This window comes from Paenibacillus baimaensis (genome assembly GCF_025567575.1).
Genome location: NZ_JAOQIO010000084.1, coordinates 402,166 through 416,147 on the forward strand (window position 1 = coordinate 402,166; position 13,982 = coordinate 416,147).

Sequence of the window (13,982 nt, forward strand, 5' to 3'; positions counted from 1 at the left end):
TTACGAAGTCAGTTTTGCTAAAGCAAAACTTAAAAGAGAATGCTTACGAAGAAAGTTTTGCTAAAGCAAAACTTTAAGGAGACTAGCCACCATGAACATAGGGTTAACCGGAGGCATCGCCTGCGGCAAAAGCACCGTTAGTAATATGCTGGTGCAGCGCGGCGCGATGCTGGTTGATGCTGATCGGATCGCGAGAGAAGTTGTAGAACCTGGAATGCCTGCTCTTGATACCATAGTGGATCGGTTTGGTAAGGAAATATTATTTCCTGACGGTACATTAAACCGGAAGAAGCTGGGCGAAACGGTGTTCGGCAATACGGAAGCATTGAAGGATCTTCAGAATCTACTGCATCCTTCGATCAGGGCATTAATGCGTGAGCGGATGGAGCAATATGAGAACTTATATCCGGACAAGCTTGTCGTTGCCGACATTCCATTATTGTATGAATCGGGACTGGAAGCTGAATATGATGCTATTATGGTGGTATACGTTCCCAGAGCCGTTCAGCTTGAACGCTTGATGCTGCGCGACGGAATGACCCTGCAGGCAGCGGAGCAAAGACTGCAGGCACAGATGGATATCGAATTGAAAAAGGCAAAGGCTGACATTGTTATCGATAATCAGGGTGACTTGATCCTAACGGAAGGTCAGGTGGACAGGTTCCTCAGGGAAAGGGGGCTGTTATGAGCGTCAGCTTTTGGCGAAAAAAACGGGTATTCGCCCTGCTTTTTTTTACCTTTGTATGTTTTCTTTTTTTGACCAGCAGCTCAGTTAGCAAAATGTTGTATCCGATTCAATATCAAAATGAAATTCAAAAAAATGCAGCAGTGTACCAACTGGACCCGTTTCTGATTGCAGCCATCATTCGGGTAGAATCCAATTATCAGACGCATATTGAATCCAAAAAAGGGGCTTACGGCCTGATGCAGCTTATGCCGGACACATCGGATTGGATAGTCGATACTGCTCGCTTTTCACCTTCATATAAGAATGATCTACATAATCCTGCTGTAAGTATCCAAATGGGCTCCTGGTACTTAAACTGGCTGCATAAGCAGTTCAAGGGAAATGCAGTGCTTGCGATAGCTGGCTATAATGCCGGACAAGGGAATGTCAGTCACTGGCTGAATGACGAGCAGTGGGACGGAACTCTGGAAAATGTTTCCTCCATACCCTACGGTGAAACAAGACATTACATTCAGCGGGTTTTGTATTATTATAATAAGTATCATAAGCTGTATGCAGAGGACTGGGGCATTCCGGCTGAAAAACAAAGAAGTATAGGACAAGCCACTAAGTAAAAGTGGCCTCCCATACTTCTTGTTCATCATCAAATCATTTGTTATTTAAATTGACCAGCAAGCTGTTGTTCTGCGATTTGTACTAATCGGCGTGTAATGTGTCCACCGATTGCACCAGTGTCACGAGTAGCCATGTTACCGTAGTAACCGTCTTGAGGAATGGAGATACCCAATTCCTGAGCTACTTCGTATTTCAGTTGATCCAATGCTTGACCTGCTTGAGGTACTACAAGAACGTTGCTGCTACGAGATTGTCCTGCGCCCATGTGTGTTTCACCTCCTTGTAGTTGGTAAACCTATTATGTGCGTTTCTGCGAACTTCATTACAGGTATTCGTTGCCAATTACATCCTAGCTTTTAATTCCGTTTAACAAGAGGAGCGTTACCCGATGAAATGTCCTTATTGTGACTACCATGGTACCAAAGTGCTCGACTCCCGAGCCGCCAATGAAAATAAATCGATACGACGTCGCAGAGAATGCGAAAAATGCACAAAGCGCTTTACAACCTTCGAAATGATCGAGGAAACGCCGCTTATTGTGATCAAAAAGGATGGCAGTCGCGAAGAGTTCAGCCGTGAAAAGCTGTTGAGAGGATTGATTCGGGCCTGTGAAAAGCGACCTGTATCGATTGAGCAGCTCGATATGATTGTATCCGAGGTGGAGAAGCAAATCCGCAATACCGCCCACGCGGAGGTCAATAGCCGCGATATCGGAGAGATCATGATGGAACAGCTCTATCCAGTCGATGAGGTCGCTTATATTCGATTTGCGTCAGTGTACCGCCAATTTAAAGATATCAATATGTTTATGAGAGAGCTCACCGAAATTTTGTCTAAAAATCATGTCGGTGATGATACTAAATAGATACTACCATAAGTTGAGAAAAGACTGTTGACAAGCGGAAAGTACCTATGGTATGATCATTTTTGTCGCCAAACGTACTGGGGTTTTAGATCATCCAGAAAGCAAAAGCAGCTCGTGGATTCTAACCCAAGAACAGACAAATGCAAATGACTTATCTTTTCCGAAGTATTATCAACTTGGGGTCATAGCTCAGCTGGGAGAGCGCTTCGCTGGCAGCGAAGAGGTCAGGGGTTCGATCCCCCTTGATTCCACCAAAACATGTAAACTCAAACGACAGAGATGTCGTTTTTTTGTTTTGATCCCACGTATGTCGACTCTTTGTTGACTGAGCAGGACTGAGATCATTATAATTTAGGTATGACTATTCCAATCCTATCAACTAAACTATATATGCCTCCAATTCGGTCGAAAGTTGTTATCCGTCCTCGTCTGATCGAGCGGTTGAACGAGGGCCTTTATCGTAGACTGACCGTTATATCTGCCTCTGCAGGCTTTGGTAAAACGACGCTGGTCAGCGCGTGGCTAGCCAATTGCGATCGACCTGTAGCCTGGTTATCGATAGACGAAGCGGATAACGACCCTACATGTTTTCTTATGTACCTCTTCACGGCTTTGCAGACGATTGCAAAGAATATTGGAGAAGGTTTGTTTGGTTTGCTACATTCCCCTCAGCTGCAACCAATCGATTTCATTCTTACGACGCTGCTTAATGAAATCACGGCTATCCCGCACCCTTTTGTTCTCGTCCTTGATGATTACCACGTTATTAAGTCTGGCCCCATTGACAATGTTATCTCGTTATTGCTTGAGCGCATGCCACCACAGATGCATTTGGTCATAGCCACCCGTGAGGATCCACGTCTACCTCTGGCCCGGTTACGTGCACGGGACCAATTAACTGAAGTGCGCACCACGGATTTGCGTTTCAACCACTCTGAAGCGGCGGAATTTTTAGATCAGGTGATGAGTTTAGACCTTTCATCTGAAGATATCTCTCTGCTTGAAACCCGCACGGAAGGCTGGATTGCTGGTTTGCAATTAGCTGCTCTTTCCATGAAGGGAAATAATGACCCCTCCAGCTTCATCCAATCTTTCAAAGGCAGCCACCATTTTATAGTTGATTATTTGGTTGAAGAAGTTTTGCAACAGCAATCCGTGAGCATTCAAGCCTTCTTGCTGCGCACATCAATCCTCGACCGATTGTGTGGGCCTCTTTGCGATGCCATTCTTCGCAGGGGGGGGCGGAGAACCAAAGTCCCATTTTTTCCGGGCAAGAAACCTTGGAATATCTCGAACGAGCCAACCTATTCCTCGTCCCGCTGGACAACGAGCGGCGTTGGTATCGTTATCACCATCTCTTTGCTGATTTGCTGCGCAAAAAGCTGCACCAGAGTATCACCACGAATCATCTAGGGGAAGATAAGACGGATGTAGCTGAATTACATATACGCGCCAGCATATGGTATGAGGTCGATGGACTTGTGATTGAAGCTTTTCACCATGCCGCTGCTGCCAACGATACTGAGCGTGCAGCTCGTCTGATGGAGGGTGAGGGTATGCCTTTGCTTTTTCTTGGAGTGGTGGCCCCTGTAATGAATTGGTTGGGCTCATTACCAAATGAGGAACTGGATGCAAAGCCCTCATTGTGGGTAATGTATGCCTCTGCCTTGTTGATGGTTGGCCAAATGGCCAGCGTTGAACAGAAGCTGCAAGCTGCTGAAAAAGCCCTGCAAGGTGCTGAGCAGGACGGTAAGAACCAAGATCTTATCGGACATATTGCCTCCATACGTGCCACTGTGGCTGTCAGCAAGCACGATGCAGAAACCATCATGACCGAGTCGCATCGTGCTTTGAAATATTTGAAACCAGACAACCTGCCTGTTCGCACAGCTACTACCTGGGCGTTGGGGTATGCTTACCAGCTACAGGGGAATCGTGCCGCGGCCAGCAAGGCTTATTCCGAAGCTTTATCGATCAGTCAGAGGATCGGACATATGATGATCACTATTATGGCTACGCTCGGCCTTGGGAACATACATGAGGTAGAAAACAAGCTTCATGTGGCGGCTGAGACCTATCAGCGTGTACTGGACATGACAGGCGATCCACCGCTGCCGATTGCTTGTGAAGCGCACCTTGGCCTAGCTCGAATATATTATGAATGGAACGACTTGGATACCGCTATGGTGCATGGTCAACAGACAGTCCAACTCGCTAAGCAGTTTGAACAAACGGACAGAGTCGTTGCAGGTTGGGTGTTTCTTTCACGACTGAAGCTTGCGCGTGGTGAGGTGAACGAAGCGGCCACTATTATAGCTAAGGCTGATTATGACGCTCTTCAGCATCATTTCGTAAATCAGATAACCGATATTGTTACCGCACATGTGCTTGTGCAGCTTCATCAAGGTAATCTGACGGCAGCTTCACAGCTGGCGCAGAAACACGAGCATCACATTAGCCAGGCTCGGGTATACATGGCACAGGGAGACACGTCCGCAGCACTGATGATACTTGAACCCTTACGAGGGCAGGGAGAGGCGAAGGGGCTGAAGGATGATCAGCTCAAGGTAATGGTATTACTGGCGGTTGCTCTACACGAGCATGGTGAAAAGCTCAAGGCTAAGCAGCTACTTTTAGACGCTCTGACGATGGCCGAAACCGGGGGTTTTATCCGGATATTTGTCGACGAAGGTATGCCGATGTATAAATTATTATGTGAAGCAGCTTCTCATGAAATAATGCCGATCTATGTCGGTAAGCTGCTGGCTGAATTTGAAGCTGTGGAACTGAAAAGTGAAGTCCAAGCTGATCAACGATTAATCCAGTCTATGAAGTCCCTTATCGAGCCACTGAGTGAACGTGAGCTAGAGGTTCTGCGTCTCATTGCTCAAGGATTATCGAATCGACAGATTAGCGAGCGGCTTTTTCTCGCACTCAGTACGATCAAAGGACATAACCGGATTATTTTTGATAAACTGCAGGTGACACGGCGTACCGAAGCTGTTGCACAAGCGCGCAAGTTGGGTTTGTTATAAAACAATACTTTAGTATCTATATATCCATACCGTGTTGCAGATATACTAATTGCATATTGTGGTTAGGAGGAAGCCCATGAAAGCAATAGTATGCACAAAATACGGATCACCGGATGTTTTGGAGCTCACTGAGGCAGAAAAACCTATTCCCAAGAACAATGAAGTACGAATAAAAATTCATGCGACAACCGTATCATCGGGGGACTGTAGAGTTCGAGGTTTCAAAAGCCCTTTCTTGTATTGGCTCCCGATGCGACTATTTTTAGGCCTCAGAAAACCAAGAAAACCGATACTCGGGACGGAGTTAGCCGGAAAAATTGAAGCCATAGGCAAAGATGTGAAACGATTTAAAAAAGGTGATCAGGTTTATGCATTTACCGGTATGGGATTTGGTGCCTATGCCGAGTACACCTGTCTGCCTGAAGACGGCTTGGTGGTAATAAAACCTACCAATATGACCTATGAGGAAGCCGCTGCCGTTCTTTTTGGAGGAACTACAGCACTGCATTTTCTAAGAAAAGCCAATATCCAGAAAGGTCGTAAAATTCTTATCTATGGAGCTTCTGGAGCAACAGGAACTTCCGCGGTGCAGCTTGCCAAATACTTTGGTGCAGAAGTTACGGGGGTATGCAGCTCCACAAATATAGATTTGGTGAGATCTCTGGGAGCCGATACTATCATTGATTACACGAAAGAGGATTTTACGAAAAGAGAAGAGCTCTATGATATCATCTTTGACGCAGTTGGGAAAAACACGAAATCAAATTGCAAGAAAGCATTGACGCCGAACGGGACATACGTGACAGTTGAAGGGCAGGGGGTTGCAAAGGTGCGTACGGAAGATTTAAGATTCCTCAAAGAGCTTATAGAGATAGGGAAGATTAAATCCGTCATAGATAGATGCTATCCGCTGGAACAAATTCCTGAAGCTCATCGATATGTAGAAAAAGGACACAAAAAGGGAAATGTAGTCATAAGGGTCTAATGAAGCATTGATTCTATCACTAAAATAAAAAATGATCGTCTTACCCTTATTCATGGGGCAGGACGAACATTTTTACTTTGGTGCAATACTAAGTTGAAAGGAAGTCAGTTGATTAATCATAGAATAGGCTTTAGCGAATCAACTTCGGCTTCGGATAGTCCACTTGCTTTGACAATGACTGAAACTGCGATTCCCATCGAGAGCATATTTTTAGCAATCTCAATGGCTTTCTTTTGTTCTCCTTGAGCCATGCCCTGAGCCATACCTTTTTCGGTAGCCCATTCAATCATGGAAGCTTCGTCATGCAAATACTTCTGCCGTTCCTCATACAAGCGGCGAGCTTCCCGATCCTGGCTTAGAAACTCCAGCGTATCCATCGCTTTCTTCAAAGTCGGCTCATTCATCCTCAGCACCTCCCAATTCGATTTGTCAGCACCTTTCAATAACAATGTTGAAAATGGGCTGCTTATCTAGGGGCATCTTTATCGGTGTATGGGTTCAGAAGAACGATCTCTGTCAGTGGCGGCTCACCCGACTCGGCAAACGTTCGATTCAAGAAAGCGAGCAGCACATCTTTATTGTCTTCACTGCCAAAAATTCGTTTGAACACGAAATCATTCTTGGGGTCAAGCAAATCCGGCATCTGACAATCAACTCCATTTCTTTTTATTATACCATGGTTTGGCTTGGGGATAACATTTTGGTTGTTATGGACTTGAAAAACTCCATATAAACAAACAACCGATCCTGCTAGGGTCGGCTGTTTGCTCTGGAGCTACCTTCAATATATTGTTCACCCAGAATTTCGTGGATTGTGTACGCTTCGGGTGGAAGGTGTTCTTGTATAAAGGAGTCAAATTGATTGCGCTCAAGATCATACATAACCTCAACCTCTTTTGCGAACAAACGAGTTTCTTTTTCAAGAAGTTGGGCAAGCTCCGGCAACGGTTTGGCTTGAAGTGATTCTGACGGTAGAATTTGTTCCAGTCCTTTTACATAGTATTCCAGTTGGCGTGCACCGACGATTTTGACGCCTTGATTACCCTCGTTGGTCATAATGATCGTAGGGAACCCGCGTACGCCGAGCGATCTGGCAAGGTCAAAGTCCTGTTCTAACAATTGCTGAGCGGCCGGAAGCTCTGCATGATCCACGATTGCTTCCCCATCAAGACCCATTTGATTTACAATATCAATCAGCACCAGGCTTTCCCCGATATTCTGATTATGTGCAAAAACAGCTTCTTTCGCCCGGCGCAGAAAAACAGTAGCCAGATGCTCATTTTGTTGTTGGATCACTTTAAACACTCGGGAAGGAGGATATGAAGAAAGAATTGGATTATGAAGCCATAATGAGCCGTCAATCGGCATACGGGAATGTGAGCCAACTTCTTTCCAGTGACCAGCTACATCGGCTGGACTGCCAATGCCATTCTTGACGTCAGCAAATCCGTCCCAACCTTCCAATAAACCACCCATCACTGTATGGAAATTGACATAATGTCCGTACTGCTCCCCAAAACGCCGTAATACGGGCTCAAGCGCCCAACAATGGGAACAGATCGGGTCAGTGATATAGTAAAGGTCAGCCTTTTTCTTGGACGGCTTAAGATCAATAAATTGTATGGACTCTTCATCTGCAGTACCGCATACGCCTGTTTCTAAATCGCAAATCATCTTATTGTTAGGGATTCGAATCGCCTCTTCCTTACAGATTCTTAAATTCTTGCGCCCATTTCTGGACGGATTGGAGTGCAGTTGTGAGAGATCGTCCTTTTTCCGTTAATTCATACGAAATGATCACATTGGAGCCATTCGTTACTTTTTTCTCGATTAAGGCATGCTCGACAAGTTCAGTCAGTTTCAATGAAAGTGCTCTTGGAGTAATATCCGCAAGATCCCTTTTAATTTCAGAAAAATGTGCCGCTCCATTCGGACAAAGGGAAAGGTAATGTATGATTAGGCCGTTCCATCTCTTACCCAATATCTGAAACGAATATTCTAAATACGGACAAATGTCGATAACAATCACCACCTTGATATATATAGTATACTAGATATAATAAATATATCAAGATCGATAATTTAGTTGGGCGTATACGTACATATTGACATATAGTTAAGTTAGATTATGCTAATTAGCATCAAGAAAAGGAAACGGAACTCCAGCTTAAAGTTTGTACCACCATACGGCTTATCTAGGCAACGTATCGGAGGAAGTCTCCTTGTTATCGCCATTGAGGATGGATTTGAGCGGGTTACCTGATATATTCATCCAAGTTGGTGATCATGAAGTTTTGTTAAGTGATTCTATACGGTTTGCGGATCGTGCCCGAGCTGCAGGTGTCATTGTACATCTGGAGATATGGGATCATATGTGGAGTGTATTTCATTTTTTGGCCTACATGCTGCCAGAGGCACAGCAGGCTATTGCTCAGATTGGTCAATATGTTCAAACGAGGTTGAAGTAAGCAATCCATAAGAAATCGCCGCTCGATTTTATGTTACTATTTACTTGTGGAAAGTAAATATGATGTGAAAAGGAGCATACCAACATGCAAAAAATTAACCCGTTCTTGTGGTTTGATGGCACTGCCGAAGACGCGATGAACTTTTATGTCTCGATCTTTAAAAACTCCAAAATTGAAAGTGTTACTCGCTATGGAGAAGAAGGACCAGGACCGAAGGGTTCGGCAATGTCTTGTACATTCCAACTGGACGGTCAACATTTTATGGCATTAAACGGTGGCCCACACTTCACGTTCTCACCAGCCATATCGTTCTTTGTGAACTGCGAGACCCAACAAGAAGTAGACGAGCTGTGGGAGAAACTATCTGAAGGCGGGGAGAAGCAACGATGCGGCTGGCTGAAAGACAAATATAATTTGTCATGGCAGATCATTCCCACTGCATTAGGCCAAATGCTTCAGGACAAAGATGCAGAGAAATCGTCAAGGGTGATGCAGGCCATGCTGCAAATGGACAAGATTGATATTGAAATTCTAAAGCAGGCATATGACGGACAAGCACTTTAAATCAAATGTTACCAAGTAGCTCGAACGGCAGAGATGCCGTTTTTTTATTTTGCTAAATAATCGTTTCATACGAGACAATTTGCTCTTAACAAGAACTCAAAATACTTTCTTGACTAATCAGTCCGAAAAAGATAAGATAGATTTCAGCAGGGAGGTAATCAAAAAAAATATGGGCAGAAGTAAGGAATTCGATACTACGCTTGTGCTGCACAAGGCGATGGAAGTATTTGGCCATTATGGATATGAGGGCACCTCATTGCAAAATTTACTTGATGGGTTAGGCATAGCCCGTCAGAGCCTCTACGACACTTATGGCACCAAAAGGGATTTATTTATTTTGGCAGTGAAGCATTATGTGAATGAGAAATCCGCGGCTGTCATTTCATATTTGAAGCGCCCAGGTTCGGTGAAGGAAGCCATTGCCGCTATCTTCAGTGAAGCCGTAGCTGTGCTGAAGGATGAACATCGACGTAAGGAATGTTTCATCATGCACAGTGCCATTGATCAGGTTCCTCATGACCCGGAGATCGCAGATTTATTCAAACAAGATATGGCACGTTTGGAGCAAGCTTTTTATGAAGCATTAGTTCTTGCTCGCAAACAGGGTGAATTGAGTGATCGTCAAGATGACCTGCTGGCTCTTGCCAGATATTTGAATCATGCGAGATATTCGTTGACTCAGGCGGCCAAATTAACCAAGGACCCTCGGATTCTGGACGATATTGCAGCCGTTACCCTATCCACGCTTGATTAATTATGGAGCGTATTTGACGCTTCATTATTTTTTGAATATATTGGACTGAACGATCTGGAAAAGAGGTGTTTAACTTGTTAAAATGATGCGTTTTGGAAGTGGGTTAAATTTTTTTGATAATTCCAGACTATTTAGTCTAAAAAAGAAAGGGTGCATATGCTCATGAATCAGAACAAACCAAAAGGCTTGGCATTAATACTCCTAGCAGTACCGCAGTTAATTTTGGCCCTTGATTACACGATTATTTTTGTTGCATTACCTTCTCTAGCAGCTGACTTAGGCTTTACAGCCAACCATTTGCAATGGGTAGTTAGTGCTTATTCCTTAGCGTATGGCGGATTCTTACTCATCGGAGGAAGATTGTCGGATTTGTTAGGGCGGCGGAGAATGTTTATGATTGCAATAGGCCTCTTCGGTGTAGGTTCTCTACTGGGCGGTTTGGCTGATTCTCAGCTGCTCCTTATCTTGGCCAGGGGACTACAAGGTCTTGGTGGAGCGCTTCTGTCGCCTGCAACCTTGTCTCTTATTATGTCTAATTTTGAAGAAGGCAAGGAACGTAACCGTGCACTGGGGATTTGGGCTGCTATGGGTGGAGTCGGTTTATCTCTTGGATTATTGCTTGGCGGAGTGCTGACCAGCTACGTTGGATGGGAATCCACTTTCTTCGTGAATGTCCCGATTGCTTTTCTTGTCATGATTCTTGCTCCTTTCGCCCTTGTGGAAAGCAGGACCACTTCCGCAACACGTCAGTATGATCTGGCAGGTACGATTTCGGTAACGGCGGGGATGATTTTAATCGTCTATTATCTCATCCAATCCCCGATTGAAGGCTGGCTGCACGTAAATACGATCATCCCTGGTCTATTAGGGATTGTCTTGCTTCTGTTATTTGTAGTCATTGAGAATCGTACGCAGGAGCCTCTGATTCCCTTTAGATTGTTCCGTTTACGCAGCTTAACCGGAGCTGCTTTTACCGCCTTTTTATTTTCGGCATCGTTCGGAACTTTATATTATTTCCTGACTCTGTACACTCAAGAGGTATTGCATTACTCAGCTATTCAATCGGGATTCAGCTTTTTGCCGCTGACTCTAAGTGCACTCTTAGGTGCAAAGCTTATTAACAGGATGATAGCGAAGCTTGGCATAGCTGGCACCATTGCATCCGGTATGGGACTTGGTGCAGTCGGTTTTATGCTGCTCACTGGGCTTTCTGAAACAGGGACAGCGTGGGGATTCATTCCAGGTACAGTCATCATAGGTCTGGGTCAGGCGTTCGTATTTACAACGATGTATATTGCCGGCGGTACAGGTATTGATATGAAGGAACAAGGTATCGCATCCGCTATTGTTTCCACAGGACAGCAAATTGGCGGAGCTATTGGATTGGCTGTAACGATGGCGATCATCTCTGCAAGCCTGGGTACTAGCGCTGCTATGGAATCGATGAATCCTGTACAATTGAATGGCGCGATACAGACCGCTTTTGTGATTAACGCTTGTATTGCTCTCATTGGCATCGTCATAGCTTTAATTGCACTTAAACCCAAAAAGTCTTCCACCGTTGATAGTAAGTATGGAGATGTTACGGCGAAGTGAACCGTCTAACTGCAGCGCAGGAAACAAGCCTGAGCCAGGATCTTTTGATCTTGTCCGGGCTTTTCTGCTGACTGCTGTACGTATTGATTTGCGTAGGTGGGTATGAGACCATAGACTTGTCTTGTAGTCGCTGTCTAATTCTCACTAATAATAGAAAGATCAGGTGTTGAGAGTGGATTTACTTCAGCTTAAGTATTTTCAAACTGTAGCCAAATATGAGCATTTATCCAGAGCAGCGGAGGAATTAAGAATTGCTCAGCCGTCATTGAGCCAAACGATTTCACGTCTGGAAAAGAGTCTGGGATATCAATTGTTTACGCGCAATGGGCGAAAAATTGAATTAAATGAATGCGGCAAAGCCTATCTCCGAAGAATCGAAAATGTATTTATGGAGTTAAATGAAGGGCTTAGAGAAATGGAAGAAATTAGCCGGAAAAACAATGAGAAAATCGCAATCGCAGTAACCATTCCGAGCATCCTGCCGGATTTAATAGTCGGATTCAAAAATTTGTATCCTCAGGTCAGATTCAGACAGTATCAGTCATCGTCAGCACTGATGGGTAAGCAGCTGGAAAGTGCCGAGATTGATTTGGGTATTTCAACGGTAGAGCTGATCAGTGAGAATTTGCAATGGATTCCGCTGCTGCGAGAGGAAGTATTGCTGACGGTTCCACCAGGGCATAGTTTGGCGGATCGCACAAGCATCCGATTAAATGAAGTTAAATCCGAGCCATTCATAGCTATGCCTGCGGGTCACGGGTTCAGAGACATCACTGAGGATTTTTGCAGGGAAGCTGGCTTCACACCTTTTACCGCATTTGAAGGCGACGAGGCAGGCATTACCCAAAAATTAGTAGCCAGAGGACTCGGGGTTGCTTTTTATCCATCGATTACGTCCTTTAATTCAGCATCTTCAGATACCGTCAAATTGCGGATTGAAGAGCCTTCTTGTTTCAGAACCATCGGGCTATTATTGAATAAGAAGCATTACCTTACCTCCACCGTGCACAATTTTATCGATTTTGTTATTGACCATTTTGAACAAATCAAAATCAATCATCCATGACTCACGTTTCATATAGTTCTAAACCTATGAATATATACAATTAAATGTATTTATTATTATAAGTGGGATTCGTTATAATTTAGCTTATCATGAGTAAAGAGAGATGAGCTGATTGAATAGCAACCGGATATGGACCAAAGATTTTATGGTTATATGCATGAGCAGTTTTTTTATTTTTCTAAATTTCTATATGCTTGCTGCCGCGCTGCCGTTATTCGTGAAAGAGGTGCTGAATGGCAGCAAGCAGCAAATGGGATTGGTCATTACTCTATGGTCTCTGGGCTGCGTACTGATGCGCCTGTTCTCAGGGAGATGGGTTGATCGCTTCGGCATGAAAAAGCTGTCTGTAATATCATTATCCATTTTCGTGATTGCATCTTTTGTGTATTTTGGGGTATCCGGTATTTTATTATTATTGGTCATTCGTGCCATTCATGGAGGAAGCTTCGGAGTTGCGGCTACTTCCACGAGCGCATTGGCGACAGACATTATTCCGGAATCCCGCAAAGGAGAAGGCATTGGTTATTTTAGCATGTTTATGAGCATCGCCATGGTTGTTGGTCCGGCACTTGGGATCATGTTATGGAATCAATTCGACAGTGAAGCTGTATTGTTCTCCATCAGCGCGGGTATTTCGTGTCTGGCTCTGGTATTCACCATGCTGGTCAAAAAGGATAATAAGCGCGAATCCATTCCACAGGCAGCAGAAAAAATGTCATGGCGGAATTTGATCGAGAAAAAAGCGCTGCCGATCGCGTTTTCTGGAATGGTGCTTGCGTTCTCCTACAGCTCCTTAACTTCATTCATTACGGCTTATAGTATAGAGCTCCATCAAGACAATGCGGCAGGGCTGTTTTTTATCGTATTTGCCGTGATGATCATTATTTCCAGACCGCTTGTTGGTAAAATATTCGACAGGTACGGTGGGAACTATCTGGCTTATCCGGGTGTCCTTTGCTTCGCGATAGGTATGTTGATACTGAGTCAAGCGGATTCGAGCTTTGTACTGCTGCTTTCCGGTGCTATCATTGGACTGGGTCATGGAGCTTTGGTTCCCTCCTTTCAGACACTCGCCATCCAATCGGTTTCCAGTGAGCGGCGCGGTGCTGCTACGGCAACGTTCTTTTTATTGTTTGATTTTGGTTATGGGCTGGGTTCGTTTGTTCTTGGTCTGATTGCTGGCGCTGCGAACTACCGCATCATGTTTCTTGTTGCATGCGTTGTAGTGCTGTTATCGGCTTTCATTTATTACTTCATGGTTCACCGTCGAACCGCTCGTATGGTCAATTAAATGGAAGAAATGTCTACTATTAAAGCGACAGAAATGTCGTTTTTTTGTTGCATTT

At 44.5% G+C, this 13,982-nt stretch carries 15 protein-coding genes, 1 tRNA gene and 1 pseudogene; 13 read left to right on the forward strand and 4 right to left on the reverse strand.

What is annotated here, in order from left to right:
- Positions 1-91: 91 nt before the first annotated feature.
- Positions 92-688 carry a dephospho-CoA kinase gene (coaE, locus tag OB236_RS20920; RefSeq protein WP_262685738.1) on the forward strand — a complete coding sequence of 199 codons (597 nt, stop codon included), beginning with the start codon at positions 92-94 and terminating at the stop codon, positions 686-688.
- On the forward strand, positions 685-1,302 hold the full coding sequence (locus OB236_RS20925) for a lytic transglycosylase domain-containing protein (RefSeq protein WP_262685739.1): 618 nt from the start codon (positions 685-687) through the stop codon (positions 1,300-1,302). The genes coaE and OB236_RS20925 overlap by 4 nt, the downstream gene beginning before the upstream one ends.
- A gap of 41 nt (positions 1,303-1,343) precedes the next feature.
- Here OB236_RS20925 and OB236_RS20930 read toward each other — a convergent pair whose 3' ends face one another.
- Positions 1,344-1,568, reverse strand: a complete 225-nt coding sequence (locus tag OB236_RS20930) for an alpha/beta-type small acid-soluble spore protein (protein WP_076229044.1) — start codon at positions 1,566-1,568, stop codon at positions 1,344-1,346.
- 123 nt (positions 1,569-1,691) lie between these two features.
- Here OB236_RS20930 and nrdR point away from each other — a divergent pair, with 123 nt between their 5' ends.
- From nrdR to OB236_RS20950, 5 genes are all read left to right on the forward strand, one after another.
- Positions 1,692-2,168: a transcriptional regulator NrdR gene (nrdR, locus tag OB236_RS20935; protein WP_076229045.1), complete on the forward strand. Its 477-nt coding sequence runs from the start codon at positions 1,692-1,694 to the stop codon at positions 2,166-2,168.
- 178 nt (positions 2,169-2,346) lie between these two features.
- A tRNA-Ala gene (locus OB236_RS20940) sits at positions 2,347-2,422 on the forward strand.
- Between the two features lie 103 nt (positions 2,423-2,525).
- A complete protein-coding gene (locus tag OB236_RS39835) occupies positions 2,526-3,581 on the forward strand; it encodes an NACHT domain-containing protein (RefSeq protein WP_317259362.1) in 1,056 nt (351 codons plus the stop codon).
- A gap of 416 nt (positions 3,582-3,997) precedes the next feature.
- The gene (locus tag OB236_RS39840) at positions 3,998-5,203 is read left to right on the forward strand and encodes a LuxR C-terminal-related transcriptional regulator (protein ID WP_317259367.1); all 1,206 of its coding nucleotides are present in this window, start codon (positions 3,998-4,000) and stop codon (positions 5,201-5,203) included.
- Positions 5,204-5,279: 76 nt separating this feature from the next.
- Positions 5,280-6,188 carry an NAD(P)-dependent alcohol dehydrogenase gene (locus tag OB236_RS20950; protein WP_262685740.1) on the forward strand — a complete coding sequence of 303 codons (909 nt, stop codon included), beginning with the start codon at positions 5,280-5,282 and terminating at the stop codon, positions 6,186-6,188.
- 116 nt (positions 6,189-6,304) lie between these two features.
- Here the strand turns inward: OB236_RS20950 and OB236_RS40335 are convergent.
- The 3 genes and pseudogenes from OB236_RS40335 to OB236_RS20965 form a co-directional block, all read right to left on the reverse strand.
- Positions 6,305-6,831 (reverse strand): annotated as a pseudogene (locus OB236_RS40335) (Rpn family recombination-promoting nuclease/putative transposase).
- Between the two features lie 107 nt (positions 6,832-6,938).
- On the reverse strand, positions 6,939-7,877 hold the full coding sequence (locus OB236_RS20960; protein WP_262685925.1) for a DsbA family oxidoreductase: 939 nt from the start codon (positions 7,875-7,877) through the stop codon (positions 6,939-6,941).
- Positions 7,878-7,893: 16 nt separating this feature from the next.
- Positions 7,894-8,208 carry a winged helix-turn-helix transcriptional regulator gene (locus tag OB236_RS20965; protein ID WP_262685926.1) on the reverse strand — a complete coding sequence of 105 codons (315 nt, stop codon included), beginning with the start codon at positions 8,206-8,208 and terminating at the stop codon, positions 7,894-7,896.
- Positions 8,209-8,362: 154 nt separating this feature from the next.
- Here OB236_RS20965 and OB236_RS20970 point away from each other — a divergent pair, with 154 nt between their 5' ends.
- The 6 genes from OB236_RS20970 to OB236_RS20995 all read left to right on the forward strand — a co-directional run bounded on the left by OB236_RS20970 (position 8,363) and on the right by OB236_RS20995 (position 13,927).
- Positions 8,363-8,656, forward strand: coding sequence for an alpha/beta hydrolase (locus OB236_RS20970; protein WP_262685741.1), 294 nt, complete (start codon positions 8,363-8,365; stop codon positions 8,654-8,656).
- 84 nt (positions 8,657-8,740) lie between these two features.
- Positions 8,741-9,220, forward strand: coding sequence for a VOC family protein (locus tag OB236_RS20975; protein WP_262685742.1), 480 nt, complete (start codon positions 8,741-8,743; stop codon positions 9,218-9,220).
- A 169-nt stretch (positions 9,221-9,389) separates the two neighbouring features.
- Positions 9,390-9,974 carry a TetR/AcrR family transcriptional regulator gene (locus tag OB236_RS20980; protein WP_262685743.1) on the forward strand — a complete coding sequence of 195 codons (585 nt, stop codon included), beginning with the start codon at positions 9,390-9,392 and terminating at the stop codon, positions 9,972-9,974.
- Between the two features lie 162 nt (positions 9,975-10,136).
- The gene (locus OB236_RS20985) at positions 10,137-11,570 is read left to right on the forward strand and encodes an MFS transporter (protein ID WP_262685744.1); all 1,434 of its coding nucleotides are present in this window, start codon (positions 10,137-10,139) and stop codon (positions 11,568-11,570) included.
- Between the two features lie 172 nt (positions 11,571-11,742).
- The gene (locus OB236_RS20990; RefSeq protein ID WP_262685745.1) at positions 11,743-12,636 is read left to right on the forward strand and encodes a LysR family transcriptional regulator; all 894 of its coding nucleotides are present in this window, start codon (positions 11,743-11,745) and stop codon (positions 12,634-12,636) included.
- Positions 12,637-12,748: 112 nt separating this feature from the next.
- On the forward strand, positions 12,749-13,927 hold the full coding sequence (locus OB236_RS20995; protein ID WP_262685746.1) for an MFS transporter: 1,179 nt from the start codon (positions 12,749-12,751) through the stop codon (positions 13,925-13,927).
- Positions 13,928-13,982: the final 55 nt, after the last annotated feature.